The sequence below is a fragment of the Parabacteroides sp. AF17-3 genome (genome assembly GCF_003635445.1).
GTDB classification, from domain to species: domain Bacteria; phylum Bacteroidota; class Bacteroidia; order Bacteroidales; family Tannerellaceae; genus Parabacteroides; species Parabacteroides goldsteinii.
Map to the genome: position 1 here is coordinate 73,204 of NZ_QTMM01000003.1, position 19,770 is coordinate 92,973.

General features: G+C 43.8%; 13 protein-coding genes. 9 read left to right on the forward strand and 4 right to left on the reverse strand.

The window, feature by feature from the left end; all coding sequences use genetic code 11:
• Positions 1-12: 12 nt before the first annotated feature.
• Both aroC and DWW91_RS04835 read right to left on the reverse strand, forming a co-directional pair.
• Positions 13-1,083, reverse strand: coding sequence for a chorismate synthase (gene aroC / locus DWW91_RS04830; protein WP_007654507.1), 1,071 nt, complete (start codon positions 1,081-1,083; stop codon positions 13-15).
• A 111-nt stretch (positions 1,084-1,194) separates the two neighbouring features.
• The gene (locus DWW91_RS04835) at positions 1,195-1,776 is read right to left on the reverse strand and encodes a peptidylprolyl isomerase (RefSeq protein WP_010802148.1); all 582 of its coding nucleotides are present in this window, start codon (positions 1,774-1,776) and stop codon (positions 1,195-1,197) included.
• A gap of 205 nt (positions 1,777-1,981) precedes the next feature.
• On the opposite strand from DWW91_RS04835, the gene DWW91_RS04840 reads away from it, so the two are divergent.
• On the forward strand, positions 1,982-3,850 hold the full coding sequence (locus DWW91_RS04840) for an LTA synthase family protein (protein WP_122327120.1): 1,869 nt from the start codon (positions 1,982-1,984) through the stop codon (positions 3,848-3,850).
• A 60-nt stretch (positions 3,851-3,910) separates the two neighbouring features.
• On the opposite strand, the gene DWW91_RS04845 is transcribed toward DWW91_RS04840, so the two are convergent.
• Together DWW91_RS04845 and DWW91_RS04850 are read right to left on the reverse strand one after the other, a co-directional pair.
• Positions 3,911-5,086, reverse strand: a complete 1,176-nt coding sequence (locus tag DWW91_RS04845; RefSeq protein WP_010802150.1) for a MalY/PatB family protein — start codon at positions 5,084-5,086, stop codon at positions 3,911-3,913.
• A 107-nt stretch (positions 5,087-5,193) separates the two neighbouring features.
• Positions 5,194-6,921: an ATP-binding protein gene (locus DWW91_RS04850; protein WP_010802151.1), complete on the reverse strand. Its 1,728-nt coding sequence runs from the start codon at positions 6,919-6,921 to the stop codon at positions 5,194-5,196.
• 130 nt (positions 6,922-7,051) lie between these two features.
• Here DWW91_RS04850 and DWW91_RS04855 point away from each other — a divergent pair, with 130 nt between their 5' ends.
• The 8 genes from DWW91_RS04855 (at position 7,052) to ilvN (ending at position 19,747) form a co-directional block, all read left to right on the forward strand.
• Positions 7,052-7,609, forward strand: coding sequence for an RNA polymerase sigma-70 factor (locus DWW91_RS04855; RefSeq protein WP_122327121.1), 558 nt, complete (start codon positions 7,052-7,054; stop codon positions 7,607-7,609).
• Between the two features lie 197 nt (positions 7,610-7,806).
• Positions 7,807-8,802, forward strand: a complete 996-nt coding sequence (locus DWW91_RS04860) for a FecR family protein (RefSeq protein WP_122327232.1) — start codon at positions 7,807-7,809, stop codon at positions 8,800-8,802.
• Between the two features lie 158 nt (positions 8,803-8,960).
• Positions 8,961-12,263, forward strand: coding sequence for a TonB-dependent receptor (locus DWW91_RS04865; protein WP_233584413.1), 3,303 nt, complete (start codon positions 8,961-8,963; stop codon positions 12,261-12,263).
• Positions 12,264-12,268: 5 nt separating this feature from the next.
• A complete protein-coding gene (locus DWW91_RS04870) occupies positions 12,269-13,711 on the forward strand; it encodes a RagB/SusD family nutrient uptake outer membrane protein (protein WP_010802205.1) in 1,443 nt (480 codons plus the stop codon).
• A gap of 72 nt (positions 13,712-13,783) precedes the next feature.
• Positions 13,784-15,247, forward strand: a complete 1,464-nt coding sequence (locus DWW91_RS04875; protein ID WP_122327123.1) for an alpha-L-fucosidase — start codon at positions 13,784-13,786, stop codon at positions 15,245-15,247.
• Between the two features lie 373 nt (positions 15,248-15,620).
• Entirely contained in the window at positions 15,621-17,453 is a 1,833-nt protein-coding gene (gene ilvD / locus DWW91_RS04880) for a dihydroxy-acid dehydratase (RefSeq protein WP_007654497.1), read from the forward strand.
• 26 nt (positions 17,454-17,479) lie between these two features.
• Positions 17,480-19,180: a biosynthetic-type acetolactate synthase large subunit gene (gene ilvB / locus DWW91_RS04885; protein ID WP_010802210.1), complete on the forward strand. Its 1,701-nt coding sequence runs from the start codon at positions 17,480-17,482 to the stop codon at positions 19,178-19,180.
• A gap of 12 nt (positions 19,181-19,192) precedes the next feature.
• Complete coding sequence (ilvN, locus tag DWW91_RS04890) at positions 19,193-19,747, forward strand: acetolactate synthase small subunit (protein ID WP_010802211.1); 555 nt, start codon at positions 19,193-19,195, stop codon at positions 19,745-19,747.
• Positions 19,748-19,770 lie beyond the last annotated feature (23 nt).

The window sequence follows — 19,770 nt, forward strand, 5'->3', positions numbered from 1 at the left end:
ATTGGCACATTATTATTCTCTAGTCTTCTGTATCAACAAATAATCCAGCAAAGTCATTGCTGCCATCGATTCGACAATGGGAACGGCACGTGGAAGCACACAGGGGTCATGGCGTCCGCGGGCTTTCAGGATTGTGTCTTCTCCATCCATGCTGACGGTTTCCTGTTCCATCAGGATCGTAGCCACTGATTTAAAAGCGACACGGAAATAAATATCTTGTCCGTTGGAGATACCTCCCTGGATACCTCCCGAGTTGTTTGTATGAGTATTGATATGTCCGTTGTCATTGAAGAAACGGTCGTTACGCTGGGAACCACGATAGAGGGCCGCTTCGAATCCGTCACCATATTCAAATCCTTTGACGGCATTGATTGTCAACATGGCATGGCCTAAAGCTGCATGTAGTTTGCCGAAAACAGGTTCACCCAAACCGATGGGAGTCCCTTTGACTACGCAAGTAATAACTCCGCCGATCGTGTCTCCTTTGGATTTCACTTCGGCAATTAACTGTTCCATCTCTGCCGCTTTTTCCGGGTCGGGACATCTTACTGCGCTTTCTTCGGTCAGATTCAAGTCGTAGTCTTTATATGAACCTTCCAGCTTGATGGGACCTACCTGTGAAGTATAAGCCTGGATATGGATACCTTTCTGGCGTAAGGCCAGTTTGGCTATTGCTCCGGCTACACATCGTGCGATTGTTTCACGGGCAGATGAACGGCCACCGCCACGGGGATCACGGATACCATATTTTGTTTGATAAGTATAATCGGCATGCGAAGGACGGTAGACTGTCTTCATATTGTCGTAATCGGACGAATGCTGATTCTTGTTCCAGATAATGAAACCGATCGGCGTGCCGGTCGTTTTTCCCTCGTAAATCCCGGAAAGGAATTGTACTTCGTCGTCTTCCTTGCGGGGAGTCGTAATTTTGGATTGTCCCGGTTTACGGCGGTTTAATTCTTTTTGGATGAAATCTGTATCCAGTTCGATACCAGCCGGGCATCCGTCGATAACACCTCCGATACCCGGACCGTGTGACTCTCCGAATGAAGTTAATCTATATATATTTCCGAATGTATTCATATGTAGTAAATGCAAGTGGAGAATTAAGAATTATATCGCTTAAAATGAAAAATGAGGAATGCAGAATCTGTTTCATTCTTCATTCCCCATTCTGCATTCTTCATTTATTTATTAGTGACAGCTACCGCATCCGCAACCACCGTCTTTGTGATCGTGGTCACCGCAATCGCTTCCACAGTCGTCGCATCCGCAACCACATCCGCCTGTCGGTGCTGATAAAGCTGCAATTTCTTCTGCTGTCGGTTCGTGAACGTCGATAACTTCACCGCTGAAGTGAAGTGTTTCACCTGCCAACGGATGGTTGAAGTCCATAACGACAACGTCATCTTTCACTTCCAGAACAGAACCGTTCAGACGGTTACCGTTTGAATCCATCATAGGAACAGTGTTACCTTCTTTGATGATTTCAGAGTCGAACTTACCTTCAACTTCGAAAATGTTTTTTGGCAGATCAAGCACGTGATCTTCCACATATTCTCCGTATGCGTCAGCCGGAGCGATAGAGAAGTCGAACTTGTCGCCTACTTCCAGACCTTTCAAAGCATCTTCGAAAGCCGGGAGCATTGCGCCTGTTCCAAAGATGAATTTCAACGGAGCCTCAGCTACTGCTTTTTCCATCAACTCACGCTCTTCACCTTCTCCTACGTTCAGGTCATATGTAACCGCAACGAACTTATTTGCTGTAATTTTCATTTTTAATTGTATTTGTAATAAATAAAACGAGGACAAATTTACGTATAATTTCCGACTTAATCAGGTTATTCTTTTAAAAATAAAGATATGTAATGTTTTAAGCTAGAATATAGTTATCTTTGTCGGCTGAAATAAAAATGAGAGATCCTGTACTTATTCTATGGTTACAGTGTTTGTCGGTAGGTTAATAAAGTAGTGTTTGCGGATGCGGTTTTCTAAGTTAAAAGACTTTTTCTTTCCGGGCGGAACGGAAAGCAGGAAGTTGATCGGTTTATTTTTTGCTGTCTTGTTTCTGAAGTTTATGTGGTTCAATCTGCTTTGGTGCATGTTATCTACATTTACTCCATTTTCAAAGATTGAAACTTATCTGGATACTATATTAGTCTCCTTATTTTTGTTATTACCCCTGGTTTGCTTTCGTGCTGTCAAGACTACCCTGGTGATTTTCTTTCTGCTGGACGGTTTGCTTATTTCGAACCTGATGTATTTCAGGACTTACTTTACTGCCATACCGTTGGATAGCTATTTGCTGATAGACAATTTGTCTGATTTTACCAGCAGTGTATTTGATTCCTGGCGGATGGTCGATCTGTTTTTCCCTTTGTCTACAATGGCTGCGGGTGTTTTGTGGTGGTATAATTTTCATCGGAAACATGAAACGGAACAGGCGGTACGGTGTAAAGGCGGTTTTGCTTTTGCACGTTATCTGGTTCTGATTGTTTTAGTGGCTTTGATTCCTGCTGTTCGTCTTTGGAGCCAGAATGGTTTTAAAGTTGCTTATGAGAGATTGCAGGATGCCTATTTGCATACTTGTAATATCCCGATGTATACGATTTTCGGTTCTCTTTATTATGATTATACCTGCGAACAGATAGTCTATACACCGGAGATAAAGGCCCGTATCGATTCCTGGCTAGCCAGGAAAACGGATTGCAAATCCGTTTTATCACCATTTAATCCAAAGGATAATTGTATTATAATCCTGGCCGAATCATTGGAAAGCTGGGTGTTGGATAAGACGGTGGAAGGCCAGGAGATTACTCCGAACCTGAATAGAATATTAAAGGATACGTCGGTGATCTATGCCCCTCATGTTTTATCGCAGGTGAAAGGAGGACGTTCGATCGATGCCCAGTTGCTGATGAGTTCCGGGCTTTTGCCTATCAACTCCGGACCTTACAGCATCAAATTCCCGGAATCATATTATCCTTCTATTGTAAAGGCGTTTAAAGAAAAACATAAGGATGCCAAAGCATATAGCTTGACTATCGACAAACCGATGGTCTGGAATCAATGTATAATAGCTCCGGTTCTGGGATATGACAGTCTGGTTTCGAAAAACTGCTTTATACAGGAAGAACCGGTCGGTTCGCGTAACCAGGTGGGTGACCGTGCCTTTTTGCGCCAGTGTCTGGATAAAATACAGAAGAATGAAGTTTGGGATGAATCCGGAAATACGTTGGTGCAATGTATTACCTATTCCGGGCATAATCCTTTTATTTTGCCGGATTCATTGAAAAGAGTTTCTTTTTCGCCCGAAGTCCCGGAGGTCTTGAATAACTATATGACCATGGCCAATTATACAGACCGGGCAATAGGTGAATTTGTAGCAAAGATCAAAGCGGACAAGCGTTTCGATAATACTTTAGTCGTGATCATGGGAGACCATGAAGCATTGGGAACAGTCAGGAAAGAACTGTGCAACGATCCGGTAGGAAAGGATATTGTAGCTGATAAATCGTTTGTTCCGCTAATCATTCTGAATGCGCCATTTAATATGTATTATGGCAAAGTCATGGGACAGGTGGATGTTTATCCGACTTTGCTGGACCTGCTTGGGTTGAATGATTACTGGTGGAAAGGATTGGGAGAAAGTATCTTTAATCCGCAGAAACCAGATTTTGATGTCGACCCCCAGTTTAATCTTATCGGAGATACGGCCAGTGTTCCCGATGAGAATATCCGTCAGGCCAAAGAAGCCTGGGAAATATCAGACATGATTATCCGCTATGATTATCTGGGACATAAACTGAATATAAAAGAAGAACCTGTGAAAGTGGCAGGGGTAAAATGATAAAAAATATGTCGAAAGCGGTTGCAGGAAAGAACCGGCTTTCGACATATTTTTGAATACTTATTTCTTGTCGATCGCTTTCTTCAAAGCATTCAGGGCAGTATCCAATACGGAGCGCGGACAACCCACGTTGAGGCGCATATATCCTTCTCCGCCGGGTCCGAACATGCTTCCGTCGTTCAACAGCAGACCGGCTTTATCCTGGAATAAATGAACCAGTTCTTCCTGGCTTAGTTTGAGGTCGCGGCAATCCAGCCAGACAAGGAAAGATGCCTGTGGCGGATAGACTTTGATCTTCGGAAGCTTCGTCTTGAAGAATTCATCTACGAAACGGACATTTTCCATTACATACATCCGCATTTGCTGTAACCATTCGGCACCATATGTATAGGCCGCTTCGGTTGCCGTATAAGCAAAGATCGTCCCGTCGCCCAACTCGCCGGCTTCCAGGAATTCATAAAATTCTTTCCGTATCTTTTCATTGGGAACAATGGAGTAGGAGGTTACGATGCCTGCGATATTGAATGTCTTGCTCGGAGCCATGAAAGTAATACTGCAATTGGCGGCAGCTTCCGAAACGGTGGCAAACGGATGATGAGTAAACTGCGGATAAGCCATTTCCGCATGTATCTCGTCTGAAATAACCAGTATATTGTGTTTTGCACAGATATCCGCCAACTTGACCAGTGTATCTTTTTTCCATACGATGCCGCCCGGGTTGTGGGGATTGCAAAGGATCAACACTTTGCACTGCTCGTCTATTACGGATTCCAGCTGTTCGAAATCCATCTCATAGGCGCCGTTCACCAGTTTGAGCGGGTTGTTGACCACTTCCCGTTTCATGCTTTCCGGAACAATCCGGAACGGATGGTATACAGGTGGCTGGATGATTACTTTGTCGCCCGGTTTGGTGAAGCATTGGATGACAAAGCCGATGCCTTTGACAATTCCCGGAATATAGCTGAGCCATTCCCGTTTGATCTTCCAGTTCTGTTTATAATGTACCCATTCTATAATACTATTATAATACGAGTCTGATCCGAAAGTATAACCGAATATTTCGTGTTCGCAGCGTTTCTTTATTGCATTGACAATAAAGTCCGGAGTCCGGAAATCCATATCGGCAACCCAGAGAGGAATAAGGTTCTCGTTGCCGTACCGCTCTTTTATTGCATCATATTTCACGCAATTGGTACCGCGGCGTTCAATTACTTCGTCAAAGTTGTATTGCTTCATTTTTATCTTAGTTCAGTCAGTTATCTTTGTTTTAGTCTATTGATCGGGGGCAAAGATAAACAGAAAAATTGATAGGTGAAGCAGAATGACAAAAGAACACGATCGGATTATAAGACTTCCTCCATGCGTTCCAACTCACAACCACGGAACTGCATTATGATACAATGTAATTTTGTGTCCTGTATCAACTGACGTACCTTTGGTGCAGCGGCATATTGTTTTATCTGTTCAACAGCTTCTTCCCACTGAACTTTAGCTTTTTCCCCGGAATCTTTTGCTGAAAGATATTTCAATTCAAGTATATAACTGTGTTTCACTTCATAGCGCAACAAATCGGGCATCAGGAACAGGTCGCAATAACCATGGTTCAACTCCATCTCCGGGGCTGTCAGATAGTAGGCATTTACACTGAGATAAGCCGTGAAAAATCCCTGGATATTGCGTTCGCCTTCAATAGCACTGCGAACCGACGAGTTTTCTTTGTAGGCATGGGCTATAAATTCCAGAGATTCGCGCCAATGGCCGTCGTAGGCCATATCATCGAACAAATCTGTCAACTGGTTCAAATTGATATATCGTTTATTTTGGTATTCCTCTAACAGGAATTCGTAATATTGCTTGCGCACATTGTTGTTGGGGATACTTAATACCACACGCCCCCCGCGGGTATCGGTAATAGTCAGCATACCATAATAAAAAAGCAGACTGGGGAAGATTTCCGGATTGGCAATCTCTGTTGCAGGAAAAGTGATTGCCAGATTAGTAACGATTTGTCCCTCATCAGTGATTTTACGCAGTACCCCTTTGCGGTCACCGTCCAGACGGTCCAGCTGGATGAGTTTCTTCATTTTGTTATAATCCGTACGGGTATTGGGGTCTATCATCTGTTCGGGAGATTTTTTCAAGGTTATGTAATTGCGGAGATAGTAGAGTACCATGTCGCAATTGAACATCTTCGGGTCACTTTTCAGGCTTTCTTTTGCAAAACAATAATTGTCATACCACGGTTTCATCTCCGTAATCATTGCCTCTATATCTGCATCATCCGACAGTTGTCCTGCATCCTTATAATACTGGAACATAGAGCGTACGTCTACTTCACTGAATCCTAGCATCATATTGAATTGATGTTCGGTGCTGATGTTCCAGCCGATATTAAATCCGCTGGTAAGATCGTCTAACGTAACAGGGCTGACGCCGGTCATGAAGATACGTTCGAACATTCCTTTAAATTTCTTGAAAATCTCGCGATAGAACCCGCTGGCATGTGTGAGAGCATGGTAAACGTCATTACCTTGCTCATTGAGTATTATATTGGTGAAGTTATCATATTCGTCGATAATAAGATAGAGATGCGCCCCGGTTTCGGGTGCATGAAGATTCAAATAGTTCAGTTTGCTGACAAAATCGGGCAATGCTTTCATTTCATTGGCAAACCCCGGATAATAATAAGACTCGTAAGACATGCCGAACATATCCATCACCATACTGCAATACCGGTCAAAGTTCTCTGATAGTGAACCACTGCCGCCACTGGCACGTGAGAAATCCAAATAAAGTACTTGAAATGTTCCTTGTAAAGGGGTGGGATGCTCTCCTATCCACAAATTGCCGAAACGTTTTTGAAACTTCTCTTTTTGAGCAATATCATAATAGGCCCGGAGCATACTCAGAAAGATGCTCTTGCCAAAACGCCGGGGCCGGATGAAAAACAAATTACTGGGTTGCTCTTCCAGCATAGGCAAATACATCGTCTTATCCACATAATACTGGTTCTGCTCCACCACTTCCACAAAATTGGAAATGCCGTAAGGGATTCTTTTTGCAACTTCCATAATAATTACTCCTGTTTTTTTATTTATGCTTACGAGATAAGACAAAGGTAGTTTATGTTCCCGTGTTTTCTATGAATTTATCAAAGTAAATAATTTTATTTCTGATATTTTTTGTTACTTCGCACTAGTTATGGAATTACCAGAGGAGCAACATATCTTGAGGGAGATCGCAAGAGGAAACATAAAAGCTTTTGAACAGCTTTTTTTCGACTACCAACCTAGGTTGGTATATTTCCTTGTCGGCCTGACGCACGACAAGGAAATCAGTCGTGATATATCCCAGGATTTGTTTCTTTCCATATGGAAAGACCGGGAAAAACTGAGAGACGTCCGTTCTTTTTCCTCCTATCTCTTTCAGATGGCGCGCTTTACCGTTTATGATTATTTCGACCGTCTTGCCGTTTCAGAAAAGTATACCAATGAGTTTTTACTGGAAGCCTCCATCTCCCAATCGGAAGAGGAAGTGATGTTTGCACGTGAATTGCAAAACCTTATCAACCGGACTGTCGAACAAATGTCTCCTCAACGAAAGCTAATTTATAAGATGAGTCGTGAGCAGGGTTTATCGAATGATGAGATCGCCACCCGTTTGGGAATCAGTAAACGTACAGTCGAAAACCATTTGACTGCTGCCCTGTCCATTCTTCGTAAGGTTCTTTATCTTTTTTTGTTTACCAGTTTGGGCTGAGCACTGCCGTTCCCCAAAAGTGTTTCATCTTAATGAAACAAGTGTTCCATTATATAGAAACAACTGTTTCATTAGTATGAAACACATTCAACGATAGCACCCGTTAGTACCGGAATCAAACTATTTTCAAAAAAAGTTGATTTTAGATTGTGTGTATTGTTGTGATAAACCTACATCCATATAAAGACGGATATTTTATGGAAGAGAACAACAAGATAAAACAACTCATGCAGCTCTACTTCGGAAAGCACTTTTCCCGATATGGACGTATCTTGTTTGGACGTTGGTTGAGGGCGGACGATGCAAAAGCTGAGAAAGAAGAAATGTTGCAGGATTTGTGGAAGAAATCTCAGCCGGAGGTGACGGATTCTACCCATAGTGATTGGAAGGCTTTGCAAAGGCATCTTTCCGTGCTCCCCGTTCGTGAACGTTCGGTGCCATTCTATCGCCAGTGGTTGAAATATGCGGCCGTTATTGTCTTGATGATGATGACTGCCGGAACGACCTATTGGGCAACCGACCGTTTTAAACCGGTCCGTCATGTGGAAATGGCACAGGTATTCGTCCCTTACGGAGAAAGTGAGCAGGTGGTATTGCCTGACGGTTCGAAGGTGTGGGTAGATGCCGGTACGCTGTTGGTTTATCCGAAAGATTTTACCGATACTGATACACGAACGGTTTACCTGACCGGGCAAGCATCCTTCTCTGTCCGTAAGAATCCGGAGCAACCCTTTATTGTGAAGACGACTTACCTTGATGTCCAGGCGTTGGGTACTGTCTTTACCGTGGAGGCTTATCCGGGCGACTCCTGTTCCATGGCAACATTGGAGGAAGGAAGTGTACTGGTATCTGTTAGGAATGAAGACATTCAGCCGACTGTGCTAAAGCCTGACCAACAGTTGGTTTATTCGCATTCAGAACATACCGTGATGGTCCATTCTATCGACGCTTCCTTATATAATATGGAAAGAAACGGCTATCTGATATTTGAAAATACATCTTTCAGCCGTCTGATGGCCTCTTTGGAACGTAAGTTCAATGTGACGATTCATTATAATTCCCAAAAGTTTGCGGGAGAATATTATAATGTCAAATTCTCGCCGGATGAAAAGCTGGAAGATGTGCTGAACATTCTGCAACAACTGATTGGTATACATTATAAAATAAAAGGAAAGGTGGTATTTATAAACTAAAATATAGGAGTAAACAAATATGAACAAAAGAAAACCGGAAAGACAGAAAGTGCGAAAATCCCTCTTTCCGGAATTCGAAATCGAATCTTGAACATCTTTGGATTGACGAGTAAATCGTCATGGTTTTATTAATATTCAATTTTCAAATGTACAAATATATGAAATTAACTAATCTAATACGTATAAATAACGGAAAAAGTGTATCCAGGCTGTTGTTTATTACAGCTTTATCTTCCATCAGTTTATTTTCTTATGCGCAACATCAACAAGTGCGCCTGACCGGAAGCAATGTAACACTGAAGACAGCCTTCAAACAAATCGAGCAACAGACCAAACTGTTTGTCGATTATAACACGCAGGAAGTAAACGATTCTCGCGTCCTGACAAAGTTACCAAAGAACAGTAATGTGAAAGAGGTTATGGAACAGTTGCTGGAAGGTTCCGGTTGTTCGATAACGTTCAGTAACGGACATATTATAATCAACAAGCAAGCCCGGACTGTTTCTTCAACGAAAAATATATCAGGAGTTGTGAAGGATGAAACCGGTGAACCCGTTATTGGTGCGAATGTAGTCGTAAAGGGAACAACGAACGGAACAGTTACGGATATGAACGGACGGTATAGTCTGGAAGTCCCGGAAGGTGGTGTGTTGCAGATATCTTATATCGGTTACAACACCCAGGAAGTAAAGGTCGGAAGCGGAGATGTCGTTAATGTTTCACTTCGCGAGGATTCCGAAGCCTTGGATGAGGTTGTGGTTATCGGTTATGGTACGGTAAAGAAGAGCGACTTGACGGGAGCTGTTGGTTCCGTGCAGATGAAGGACGTGAGCCAGGTGGGTATAACCAGTGCCGACCGTGCGTTGCAGGGACAAATAGCCGGTGTGCAGGTTAATGCCAGAACTGGTCAGCCGGGTGAATCGATGATGATTCGTGTCCGTGGAAGTAACTCCCTGGCAGGTGGTAACGAACCGCTTTATGTCATTGACGGTATGCCGGTAGAAAAGATGAATTCGGATATTAACCCGGAAGACATTCTGTCGATGGAAGTATTGAAAGATGCATCTTCTACGGCTATCTACGGTTCACGTGGTGCGAACGGTGTCGTTATGATTACGACGAAAAGAGGACGTACCGGCGATACGGTCCTTGAATATAATGGATATGTCGGTGTTTCTTCTTTAAGAAAGAAACTGGATTTACTGGGAAAAGATGATTATATCGCCATGGTAAATGAAGTTTCCCAGAATGACGGGAACGGTATTGCCATCACACCGGAGCAAGCAGCTCTGCTGCCGAACAATGACTGGCAGGACCTGGCTTATCAGACTGCCTTGACGCATAGTCATCAGGTGTCTGTCTCGGGCGGTACGGATAAAACGAAGTTGTACTCCTCTCTGAACTATATGAACCAGGAAGGTATTATCAAAGGTTCTGATTATAACCGTTTTGCATTGCGTGTCAATGGCGACCAGAAGCTGGCGAGAAATTTGTCGTTGAATGCCAGTATCGCTTATTCATACGGAACTCAGAATACAGCGAACAGTAATGCGGATGGCTGGGGAGCGATTGCTTATACGGCAATGGTCATGGCTCCGATACAGGAAATCAGAGATGCCGATGGCAAGTACACCAATTTCTCGGGAACTCCCTGGGGAGGAACAAACCCTGTCGGTATGGCTGAATTGTATAAGAATAAAACCGTTAATTCCCGCTTACTGGCGAATATGTCGCTTATCTATGAGATTATCGACGGATTGACTTTCCGGGTGAATGCCGGTGCTGAAGTCAATGCGGGTAGTTCCGACCGGTACATTCCGATTGGTTTGTCTGCCGGAGGTAAATTGGATGGTGATGCGTCTAAGTCAAAATCTAATTATTATACTATTATTAATGAGAATATTTTGACCTACGACAAGCGGTTCAATAAGAATCATGCATTGAACCTGATGGGTGGTGTTACTTTCCAGACCTATCAGTATAATGATTTGGGCGGCTCAGGTACAGGATTTCTGCGCGATGTCTATGAAACGAATAATTTGGGAGTAGCCTCTACACCCGGAACTCCGTCTTCCGGTTACAGCGATTACCGGATGGCTTCTTTCCTGGGACGTGCCAATTATAACCTGATGGAAAGATATCTGTTGACTGTCACCGCACGATATGACGGTTCGTCTAAATTCAGTAAGAACCATAAATTCGCTTTCTTCCCTTCCGCCGCATTGGCCTGGCGTTTGTCGGAAGAGAATTTTATGCAAGATATTGATTGGCTGAGCAATCTGAAACTGCGTGCCAGTATCGGACAGACCGGTAATCAATCTATTAGCCCGTATCAGACTTTCGCCCGTCTGGGAACTTCCGGTCCTATTTTCGGTGATGGAAAAGATATTGGTTTCGGTTTATCCTCCATGGCAAACGACGACTTGAAATGGGAAACAACTACACAAACGGATATAGGTGTCGACTTTGGATTCTTTTCCAACCGCCTGAATATCGGTTTTGACTATTATTGGAAACAAACGCGTGATTTGCTGTATAATGCGACTCTTCCCCCGTCTTCCGGATATTCTTCTATGCTGAGAAACTTAGGACGTATTGATAATAAAGGTTTTGAAATATCTATCAATACAATCAATATGAAAGGAAAAGTGAACTGGACGACTAATTTGAATATTACATCCAATAGATCAATCGTGAAAGATTTGGGTTCGGATGTGTATGGAAATAAGATTCAGCGGATAGATGCTCCTATCGGTGGCGGAAACTGGTTCCCTCTGTTTGTCGGTAAAGCTCCGTTCCAATTGTATGGCTACGAAATAGAAGGTATTTATCAGACGGATGAAGAAGCTCGTTTGAATGGCGAAGCAACCAAGAAAGCAGGTGATTACCGGTATAAAGACACGGACGGGAAAGCTGGTATTACAACAGGTGATAAAACGATTATTGCAAATACGCAGCCTAAGTTTACTTTCGGTCTGACGAATATTATCAATTGGAATAACTTCGAGTTATCATTCCTGTTAATAGGTAGTGTTGGTGGTGATATCGTTAATGAATTTAATAAAAGTATCACTAATATCGGTGGCACATGGAATATCCGCAAAGATGTTTGGGAAAACCATTGGACTCCTGAAAATCCGAATGCCAAATATGCACGTGCTTCTGTTGCGACCAAGGATTATCTGGCCTTCGGTGACCCGAGTTCGGTTTGGGTGGAAAACGGTTCGTATCTGCGATTCAAAGATATCAAACTGGCTTATACGTTGCCGTCTCAATGGTTCGCAGGTTCCCGTAAACCTAATATCTCGGTTTATCTGAGCGGACAGAATCTGATTACGATTACAAGCTATTCTCATTATGACCCGGAAGCATCCTGGACGTCTTCTGCCGTGAACGGATGGGACAGAGGGGTTTACCCGTCTGCGAAATCATTTACTTTGGGTTTACAGGTTAAATTTTAATACGTATGAAAAGAATGAAAACACTGATTAAAAATATATTGCTGGCTGTACCGGTTATTCTGTCTGCTTCTTGCTCCGATTGGCTGGAAGAAGACCCGAAAACGTTTATTTCTCCTTCCTCCTTCTATCAAACGGTGGAAGATTTTGACGGAGCTTTGAAAGGGTTATATCCTCAGGGACAAAATCTGAATCTGACGGAAGTTTTTGCCGACTATAATGATAAGCCTGAATCGGCTGAACAGGTCGGGGATATCTGGGCAAATAATCCGGGATATGGTTTTTATGCCTTTAGAAATGCCTGGTCCGGACCATACAGTACGATAAAGAATGCAAATATGATATTGGAGTCGATAGAAGATAAGGATTTTACAGCCGAAACCAAGAATCGTATTATCGGTGAGGCGAAATGTTTGCGTGCCTGGTCTTATTTTACATTGGTCCAGTTCTTTGGAGATGTCCCTTTGCGGGATAAAGTCGTGACCAGTGATGCCGACGTGGCAATAGACCGTACGCCGCAGGCTGATATCTATCAGTTTATTTTTGACGATATTCTGGATGCGGAACAAAAACTTCCGGAAGAAGCGCAGGATATGGGACGTGTAAATAAATGGGTCGTAAAAGCGATTATGGCACGTATCTATCTGACTTCTGCCGGTTTCCCGATGAATCAGAAAGAAAATTATGCGAAAGCCAAAGAGAAAGCGCTTGAAGTAATCAACAGCGGTCAGTATTCTTTGATGCCTACCTTCGATAAAGTCTTTAAGACGGAACGTTATACGGCTGAAACTATCTGGGCTCAGTTGTTCTCCGCTCCCGATAGTTATAGCGGTATGCATAATGAATCTTCACCGATTGGCAGCCAGACAGCCTTGTATCTTCCGACAGATGCTTTTATCGCCAGCTTCGATAAAGGTGACATGCGTAAAGAATGGGGAATTAAACCTGAGTATGTAAATGCGAAAGGAAATAAAGTCATCGCGCGTACATATTATAATAAGTATATCAATGAAGAGTATCTGGAACAGGAGTTGCCAGCATCTAATACCAATATTTTGACCTGGCAGACTCAATTGATTCGTTTGGCTGAAATGTATCTGATTGCCGCCGAAGCTGAAAATGAGATAAACGGACCGGCCGGTGCTTATCAATATATCAATGCTATCCGTAAACGTGCCCGTGTTGACCAGAACGACCCGACAAACGTGCCTGACTTGAGCGGACTTTCTCAGGATCAGTTCCGTGAAGCCGTTCTGCTGGAACGTCAGCATGAATTGTATGAAGAGGGTTTTGCCTGGTACGATTTGAAACGTACCCAGACATTCGATAAGGTACAGAAAGCGCGTGGCAGCAGATTGAATGTCCCTATCGGTGCTTACAACAATACTTGGTTGATTCCTGATACCGAAATTCTGAATAATAACATACCTCAGAATCCGGATTACAGATAATTAATGTAGAATACATGAAGGGCCGGTCTGAGTTATTATTGGATTGGCCCTTCCTATATCCGTAAAATACGAATGAAAAAGCAATTTATTTATTTTTTGTCTTTGTTTGTTATGTGCCTGGCTGCTTGCAGTAATCCGGTTGATCCGACGGCATTAAACCTGGATTCGGCGAACATAAACCGGTTGATTCCTTTTCGTGGAGAACTGAATAATGGTGTGAAACAACTTTATCCGGAAGAACCTTATAAAGCATTCTGGGCGGAGAACTGGAAAACTCCCGAGCAGTCAATATCCTGGAAAGTCAATACGGACGGTGAAGACTACATGGCTGAAATGATCGTTTCTGTCAACCGGATGGGAGATGGGGAAGAAACGGAGTTGGTATTATCCAATGGAACGGACAGTGTTATTTGCCGGATAAATACAACCGGATGGCAGCGTTGCCGGTTCCCCCGTCCTTTACATTTTAATAAGGGGACTTCCGTTTTATCTTTAAAGATTGGCAAACCCGGTAAGCAGGATGATTTTAATGTGTATCTGTACTCGTTGGAAGTCACCCGGCCGGAGACTTATGAGCGGTTGCGGGCGGAAGCTACATCACTTCGCAGTAATACATCCTGGATGGCGGATTTGCCTTATGGCTTTTTCTTCCACTGGAATTCAAAGAGTATGCCTCAGTCAGGAGAGCCGTTAGCCTATGAGGATGCGGTCAATAACTTTGATGTGGACCGCTTTGCACGAACTGTTTACGAATGTGGCGGGAAGTTGATATTTTTTACAACGTCGTGGGCGGAATATTATTTCCCGGCTCCGATACAGGCAATCGATTCTATTTTGCCGGGGCGTACCACAAAGAGAGATTTAGTGGCTGATTTATCTGATGCGTTGGGTAAATACGGCATTCGTCTGATTCTGTATTACCATGTCGGTCATGGAGATAAAGAATGGTGGGACAAGCAGCATTATACACGGGATAATGCAGGAGATTTGTTTACAAATGTGGAAAAGATAGTGGGAGAGATTAGCCAGCGGTATGGAAATCGTCTGGCCGGTTTGTGGATGGATGACGGTATCGGTTATTATCCTAACGGCGCTTCGTTTGAAAAGATTGCTAAAGCCGCCAAAAGTGGAAATAAGGAGTTGGCGATTTGTTTTAATTCCTGGATATTGCCGAAACTGACGGACTTTCAGGATTATTATGCAGGCGAACTGGGTTTGTCTTTGGCCAGTGCTGGTGTTAACGATCCTTCTCTTCCGTTGGATGGGGACGGATTGTTTCACGGTGGCCCTCAGGATGGCTTACAGGCAACTTTCTCCGGAACATTGGAGCCGGGTGACTGGACGCACATTTATAAAGATTCCATTATCGGTGATCCTGTTCTTTCCATTGACGAATTGACGCAGGTAGTGAAAGAATCTAACAAACGAAAAAATCTTCCGATGATTAATGTCCGGATTTATCAGGATGGAACGATTTCTCCGAAATCGTATGCTTTGTTGAAAGAACTGAACAATCGTATCAGTAAAGGAGAATGACCGGAAATTATCGAATATGAAGCGAATGGAGGCTCAGAAATAAGAATTCAATTGATTGAGGGTTGGTTATCTGTTAAAATGCAAGATGAACCGCCCTCTTTTCTTGATAAATGAAAGAAAAAGTAAGATTTTTCTTTTAAATCCTTTGCTCGTACAAATTATTATTCTACATTTGCAGCGTCAAACAAAATAAAGACGATAAGAAAAGATGATGAACAATGTATTACATATTATTCTCGTGGTGGTCCTTCTAGTCATTAGTAGGTAAGGAGAAAGGTGTGTAAGAAGTTGTGAAGTTGTAAAAGATATTTCTTAAGCCTTTCTCCATATAGAGAAGGGCTTTTTTATTGACTAAAAGATAAAAACAGATATGATGAAGAATCCGTTAAGAAGCTCCTATAGCACAGAAGGCAGACGTATGGCCGGTGCCCGTGCATTATGGCGTGCCAACGGCATGAAAGAAGAACAGTTCGGTAAACCGATCATTGCCATTGTGAATTCATTTACCCAGTTTGTACCGGGCCATGTGCATCTACACGAGATCGGACAGCAGGTAAAAGCGGAAATCGAAAAGCTCGGTTGCTTTGCCGCAGAATTTAATACGATCGCTATTGATGACGGTATTGCTATGGGACACGACGGAATGCTTTATTCTCTGCCTTCCCGCGACATCATTGCTGACAGTGTGGAATATATGGTGAATGCGCATAAGGCTGATGCAATGGTTTGTATCAGTAACTGCGACAAGATTACTCCGGGTATGCTGATGGCCAGTATGCGTCTGAATATTCCGACAATCTTTGTATCCGGCGGTCCGATGGAAGCCGGTAATCTGGACGGACGTGCACTCGATTTGATCGACGCCATGATTGAAGCGGCTGACGATTCTATCAGCGATGAACAAGTAGAAAAGGTGGAACGTTCCGCTTGCCCGACCTGCGGTTGCTGTTCTGGTATGTTCACGGCTAACTCTATGAACTGTCTGAACGAAGCGATTGGATTGGCTCTTCCCGGCAACGGAACAGTTGTTGCAACACATGCCAACCGTACTCGCTTGTTCAAAAAAGCGGCGAAGATGATTGTTGATAATGCCTTTAAATATTATCGTGACGGCGATGATTCCGTATTGCCTCGCAGTATTGCCACCCGGCAGGCCTTTCTGAATGCTATGTCGCTGGATATTGCCATGGGGGGATCGACGAATACAGTCCTTCACCTGTTGGCCGTGGCTCATGAAGCGGAAGTCGATTTTACAATGAAAGACATCGATATGCTTTCACGCAAAACACCGGTTATCTGTAAAGTGGCTCCGAGTTGTTCTTATCACGTGGAAGATGTGAACCGTGCCGGAGGTATCATCGGTATTATGAATGAGCTGGTAAAAGCCGGTCTGGTGGACGGTTCCGTGAAACGTGCGGATGGTCTGACTTTGAATGAGGCTATCGACCAATACTGCATTACCTCTGTAAATGTAACGGAAGAAGCAATCAATATTTATAAAAGTGCTCCGGCCCACCGTTTCAATCTGGTGCTCGGATCGCAGGAAAGTTATTATAAAGAACTGGATACCGACCGTGCAACCGGATGTATCCGCGATGTGGAACATGCTTATGTGAAAGACGGTGGTCTGGCTGTTCTGTATGGAAATATTGCACAGGACGGTTGTGTGGTTAAAACAGCCGGGGTAGACGAAAGTATCTTCCGTTTTGCCGGTCCTGCCAAAGTATTCGATTCGCAGGATGCCGCTTGCGAAGGTATCCTGAAAGATCAAGTCGTCTCCGGCGATGTCGTCGTTATCACCTATGAAGGTCCTAAGGGTGGTCCGGGTATGCAGGAAATGTTGTATCCTACCTCTTATATAAAGAGTAAACACCTGGGTAAAGAATGTGCGCTAATCACAGACGGACGCTTCAGCGGTGGAACATCAGGTTTGTCAATCGGACATATTTCTCCCGAAGCGGCTGCCGGCGGAGCGATTGGCTTAGTGAAAGACGGCGATATTATCGAAATTAATATTCCCGAAAGAACCATACATGTAAAGGTGACAGACGAAGAACTGGCCAAACGCCGTGAAGCGGAAGAAGCCCGCGGAACAAAAGCCTTTACACCTCCTTTCCGCCAACGTACGGTATCGAAAGCACTGAAAGCATATGCAAAGATGGTTGCTTCGGCCGATAAGGGCGGTGTACGAATAGTAGAAGATTAATAAACACCAAATACTATATTTTAGAGATGGACAAACAAAAGATAACCGGTTCGGAAGCTTTGCTGAAAGCGCTGATCGCTGAAGGAGTAGATACTATCTTCGGTTATCCGGGTGGGCAGGCGATACCAATTTACGATAGTTTATACGATTACAGAGATCAGTTAAAACATATTCTGGTGCGCCACGAACAAGGTGCAACACATGCTGCACAGGGATATGCCCGTGTTTCCGGAAAAGTGGGAGTAACGGTGGTTACTTCGGGTCCCGGGGCAACCAATACCATCACTGGTATTGCCGATGCGCTGATGGACAGTACACCGATGGTGGTGATTGCCGGCCAGGTTCCGTCTCCGCTGCTTGGAACAGATGCTTTCCAGGAAGTTGATGTGATCGGTATCACACAACCGATTACCAAATGGGCTTACCAGATACGCCGCCCGGAAGAAATTGCGTGGGCCGTTTCCCGTGCTTTCTATATCGCATCGACCGGTCGCCCGGGACCTGTGGTACTGGATTTGGCGAAAGATGCACAGGTGGGTTTGGTAGATTATGAGTATCAGAAAGTGGATTATGTTCGTAGTTACCAACCTGAACCGGATATCAGGGAGGAACGTATCGAGGCGGCTGCTTCATTGATAAATAATGCCAAAAAGCCATTCTGTCTGGTAGGGCAGGGGGTTATCCTGGGAGGAGCTGAAGAAGAACTGAAAGAATTCTTGTTGAAAAACGATATACCAGCCGGTTCTACCGTATTGGGCTTGTCTGCATTACCTTCGGACTTCCCATTAAATAAAGGTATGTTGGGGATGCATGGAAATGTCGGACCGAACCGCAAGACTAACGAATGTGACGTGCTGATTGCTATCGGTATGCGTTTCGATGACCGTGTAACCGGCGACCTGAAGACTTATGCCAAGCAGGCAAAGATTATCCACCTGGATATCGACAATTCGGAGATCGGAAAGAATGTGCCGGTCGACGTGAAAGTGCTGGGAAATGCCAAACATACGATTCCGATGATTACGGCTTTACTGGAAGAACGGAAGCGTCCGGAATGGAATGCTGAATTCGAACCGGATGAAAAAGAGGAATATAATAAGGTAATAGAAAAAGAACTCTATCCTACCGAAGGCCAACTAAAAATGGGCGAAGTAGTCCGTAAGGTTTCCGAAGCAACCGATAATGATGCGATTCTGGTTACGGATGTAGGTCAGAACCAGATGATGGGTGTTCGCTATTTCAAATATAAACAAACACGCAGCGTAGTTACTTCAGGAGGTTTGGGAACGATGGGCTTTGGCCTTCCCGCCGCCATTGGAGCGAAGCTGGGAGCGCCTGACCGTACGGTCTGTTTCTTTACCGGCGACGGTGGTATCCAGATGACTATCCAGGAGTTGGGAACTATCATGCAGGAAAATCTGAATGTAAAGATCATCGTTCTTAACAACAATTTCCTGGGAATGGTACGCCAGTGGCAGGAGCTGTTCTTCAACGAACGGTATTCGAATACCATCATGAAGAATCCGGATTTTGTAGCGATAGCCAAGGCTTTTGGTATTGCTTCCCGTGCGGTAGATAAACGGGAAGACTTGGATGAGGCGATTGCTGAAATGTTGAATCACGATGGTGCCTATATGTTGGTTGCCAATGTGGAAACTTGTGGTATGGTATATCCGATGGTTCCGGCCGGAGGAAGCGTGACAAACATGATTTTGGGTGATAAGTAAGGAGGAGAAACTATGAATACAAAACAATTATATACCGTTATTATCTTTTCGGAAAACACTGTTGGTCTTCTGAATCAGATAACTGTTATCTTTACGCGCCGGCAACTGAACATTGAGACGCTTTCTGTTTCTCCCTCTGCTATAAAGGGAATACATAAGTTTACAATTACTACCTTTGCCGACGAGGATACGATCGACAAGGTCGTAAAACAGATCGACAAGCGTGTGGATATCCTGAAAGCCTATTATAATACGGATGAAGATCTGGTTTACCAGGAAATCGCTCTTTATAAACTGAGTACCGAACTCTTTATCAAGATGGGGACGGTTGAGGATCTGATCCGTAAGTACAATGCCCGTATCCTTGAAATGAATGAGGATTGTGTGGTGTTGGAAAAGAGTGGTCATTATGATGAGACACAGGCTTTGTTTAAAGAATTGAGTGAGACGATCGGTGTCCTGCAATTTATCCGTTCCGGACGCGTTGCTATAACGAAGAGTAAGGTAGAACGTCTGAGCGACATGTTATCTGCAATGGAAAAGAAGTTGCAGGAAAAACATGTCTGAGAATAATAAGGAAACATTTTGTA

Bases quoted from the DNA above. Each gene is read 5' to 3' on its own strand.
- aroC (WP_007654507.1), bottom strand. From the start codon at position 1,083: ATGAATACATTCGGAAATATATATAGATTAACTTCATTCGGAGAGTCA.
- DWW91_RS04835 (WP_010802148.1), bottom strand. From the start codon at position 1,776: ATGAAAATTACAGCAAATAAGTTCGTTGCGGTTACATATGACCTGAAC.
- DWW91_RS04840 (WP_122327120.1), top strand. From the start codon at position 1,982: ATGCGGTTTTCTAAGTTAAAAGACTTTTTCTTTCCGGGCGGAACGGAA.
- DWW91_RS04845 (WP_010802150.1), bottom strand. From the start codon at position 5,086: ATGAAGCAATACAACTTTGACGAAGTAATTGAACGCCGCGGTACCAAT.
- DWW91_RS04850 (WP_010802151.1), bottom strand. From the start codon at position 6,921: ATGGAAGTTGCAAAAAGAATCCCTTACGGCATTTCCAATTTTGTGGAA.
- DWW91_RS04855 (WP_122327121.1), top strand. From the start codon at position 7,052: ATGGAATTACCAGAGGAGCAACATATCTTGAGGGAGATCGCAAGAGGA.
- DWW91_RS04860 (WP_122327232.1), top strand. From the start codon at position 7,807: ATGGAAGAGAACAACAAGATAAAACAACTCATGCAGCTCTACTTCGGA.
- DWW91_RS04865 (WP_233584413.1), top strand. From the start codon at position 8,961: ATGAAATTAACTAATCTAATACGTATAAATAACGGAAAAAGTGTATCC.
- DWW91_RS04870 (WP_010802205.1), top strand. From the start codon at position 12,269: ATGAAAAGAATGAAAACACTGATTAAAAATATATTGCTGGCTGTACCG.
- DWW91_RS04875 (WP_122327123.1), top strand. From the start codon at position 13,784: ATGAAAAAGCAATTTATTTATTTTTTGTCTTTGTTTGTTATGTGCCTG.
- ilvD (WP_007654497.1), top strand. From the start codon at position 15,621: ATGAAGAATCCGTTAAGAAGCTCCTATAGCACAGAAGGCAGACGTATG.
- ilvB (WP_010802210.1), top strand. From the start codon at position 17,480: ATGGACAAACAAAAGATAACCGGTTCGGAAGCTTTGCTGAAAGCGCTG.
- ilvN (WP_010802211.1), top strand. From the start codon at position 19,193: ATGAATACAAAACAATTATATACCGTTATTATCTTTTCGGAAAACACT.